Annotated in this window: 2 protein-coding genes; both read left to right on the top strand. The window is 32.2% G+C overall.

The features are described from left to right. Positions 1-150: 150 nt before the first annotated feature. Positions 151-1,284 carry an AlbA family DNA-binding domain-containing protein gene (locus KHM83_RS19420; protein ID WP_246543215.1) on the top strand — a complete coding sequence of 378 codons (1,134 nt, stop codon included), beginning with the start codon at positions 151-153 and terminating at the stop codon, positions 1,282-1,284. Between the two features lie 28 nt (positions 1,285-1,312). Continuing rightward, on the top strand, positions 1,313-2,854 hold the full coding sequence (locus tag KHM83_RS19415; protein WP_213238696.1) for a hypothetical protein: 1,542 nt from the start codon (positions 1,313-1,315) through the stop codon (positions 2,852-2,854). Positions 2,855-3,247 lie beyond the last annotated feature (393 nt).

The following is a 3,247-nucleotide window of genomic DNA, read 5'->3' as shown; positions in this document are numbered from 1 at the left end:
ATTAATGTCGAACAAATTCTTGCAAATAATGATATGGATAAGCCTGAATACATAGAGTTCATTGAAAAAATGGCCCTAGAGATAAATCAATCATAATACTTTTGTTATTTCTCTGAAATTTGAATTAAATTTTGGATGGAGGTGAGAAAGATGCATTCAGAAATACGAACTCTGATTGAACTAAAGCAAGAAGGTTCATATTGGGATTTTAAAAGAGAGTGGTACTCAAAGGAAAAGAAGGCAGATTTACTTCACGATATCATGTGCTTAGCCAATAATCTTGAAAATAGAGATGCATATATTATTATTGGAATTGATGAGGAAAATAATCATAATCCACTGGATGTCAATAACGATGAGAATCGTAAAAATACTCAAATGCTTGTTGATTTTTTAAAGGATAAAAAGTTTGTAAGCGGTATACGACCTACAGTTTATGTAGAGTCAATGATTTTATCTGCTGAATGTATTGATGTAATAGTGATAAAAAATAGTAGCAATACGCCCTTTTATTTAACTGAAAGATATCAGAATGTTCAAGCAAATAATATTTATACGCGTGTAATGGACACAAACACACCTAAAGAAAAATCTGCTGATATTCACCATGTGGAATATTTATGGAAAAAGAGATTTGGTATAATTTTGACACCATTAGAGAAAATTACTAATTTCTTGCATAAACCAGATGAATGGCTACAAGCGCCAACAAACTGGGAAACAGTGAAGAGATACCATAAGTTTTTTCCAGAGTTTACAATAGAGTATACGTTGGATGGTGAGGAAACGGCATATCAATACTATTTGTTTAATCAAACGGATATTGAGCCCCGGTGGAGAGAGATAAGAATATTCTACCATCAGACGTTACTGTCAACTTTTGAGGGAGTTAGTCTGGATGGTGGCAGATATTTTACGCCTACACCAATGACTGATGGAATTTCTTTTAATGCTTATCATAAATGGGATGTAACTTATAAATATTATATTAAGGGTACATTGCCGTATATTATTCACCAATTTTACTATGAACCTGATGGTGATGAAGAAACGACATCTCATAACAGGTTCGAAGAATGCATTTTGATTTTTGAGTCCGAAATGGAGAAAGAGTCATTTGAAAATTATGTGCAAAATATATGGCATAAGAAGGATAAATTCACAGCAGACATTTGGCTTCCGCACTTTCCGGAAATTGAAGGTTATATTATGGAAGAATTCAAGAAACAGTATCATAATGTGCAGGTTCTTAAAAGAATGTTAGCAGAATATCGAAAGATGTAATCAATGTAGAAGGGGGCATATCATCTTAATGGAACGTATAATATCAAACTTGAAAAAGTCAATTAAAACAGTTTCTGTTAATATCAGCGGTCAAAATTATCAGGTTCCAATTGGATACAGTATGAGCTCATATGAGGTATATGGACTCTGCTTAAAAAATAACCAAGATAAAGATGAAGCATTCTATAATATGCTGTTCGAAATGATGAAAACGAATTGGAAAGTCATTAATAGTGAAATCCCTTTTACGCTTGCGCTAAAAGATATGAATACAATATCTCCAAATGATGGTGAGCATATTATTGAGGTTATATATCAACAAAGTGGATATCTTTCTCAACTTGAAAATGTATTAAGGAAGAAAGATATTGATTTTATTGAGAAATATGCATTATTACATGAGATGGAAAAAGAAGAGCTACAGAAGCTAAACCGAAAAATTAAAACGATGACAGATGCAACATTTAAGGGCAATCTGTCATCCATTTCCCAGGTTATTAATATCTCTAAGAATTATTCTAAATTTGGAGGGATATACAATCATATTGAGGCGATTACTAAAATGAATGAGTTATTTAGTAATAATCTCTGGGTGATGGAACAAGTACAATTACAGAATGCTCTAAATACAAACAGAGCAATTATTGAAGCAGCAAATATGTTTTCACAACCAGCCCTTAAGGCTATTGAAAATATGAAAGAGGTTACACGCATCTTCGAACCAAAGATTTTTAATGACCTTAAATTTGATTTGATAAATAATTCTAAGATTACAAGCATAATTGAGAAGCAAAGGGTATTGTTTAGTGAGACTATGATGGGTTATCAAATTGCCTTTCAAGCTCAGGATAAGCTCAATGAATTTGTTAGATTTACAGATGAAGTATCAAGAAGAATAACCCCGTTCCTTTTTGATATAAATACAATAAAAATTGCTCAAAATCATTTACAAGCGTATCTGAAGAAAAAAACAAAAAAAATATACGGTTTAGGGTGGTGTATTGGGAACATTGAACAGGGAGAAGCAATTGATCTATTATACAGTGGGGGCGATAATCTAAGTGATGATGAGGTTAGTGTGATCATCATAGAACATTTTGATAATAATAATTTTGAAGAATTAGATAAATTGGTGGCCAACTGGGAGAATTTTAATTATTATCAACCATTTAAAAAAATGGCAGATGATGCTGTAGAATTATATAAAATCGGAAAATATTGGCCAGGTGTAGATGCCTTTACAACAATGCTAGAAGGAGCAATACGCAATTTTGCAAATGACAGATACAAAGTTTTTGAAACAAGTATATGGAAATATATAACACCTCTTAAAAAAGAATCAGGTGAGTTAATGGATTATCTTACGGAGTATTTCTTTGTTCAATTCAAGGCATATTATTCTAGCTTTAGCCCTGATAGTACTGATGCAGTACCAGATTTTAATCGAAATAAGATAAAGCATGGCATTAGTTCAGATTATGATAAAAAAGAATATGCACTGAAATTGATTTTAATGGTTAATGATATATTGATGATCATCTCGTCAATATCAGAGATAGAAGTTGCATAGCTGGTTAATGAAAGCGGATAATAATTTCAAAATGTTTTATATTGGAGAAAAGTCGAATTAACCTACTGGAGGTAGAATAAGTGAAATTCGGAATCAGAAAACCAAGCTTAAAGAAAAGAATATCGGCAAGAACAAGTTTAAAAAGACAGGTAGTCCATAGAGCGGGTCTAAAAATGCCACGAGGATATGGATGGATCAGAAATCCTAAGAAATATGCTTATAACAAGGTGTATAATCGCACATCATTTGATATTTTTAAGCTGTTAAAAAAGCTATTTAGGGCTTGCTGAACGGATCAGAATCCAATTACAGCAGCCAGATTTTTGATTCGTAATGCAAAAATTAATCGAATCCAAAATTGAGACAAAAAGGACCTTAGCTTCCGATCCAAGT

Source organism: Fusibacter paucivorans (assembly GCF_018390735.1).
Classification (GTDB): domain Bacteria; phylum Bacillota; class Clostridia; order Peptostreptococcales; family Acidaminobacteraceae; genus Fusibacter; species Fusibacter paucivorans.
The sequence above is the reverse complement of the archived record's forward strand: the minus strand, read 5'-3'. Positions and strand labels throughout refer to the sequence as shown.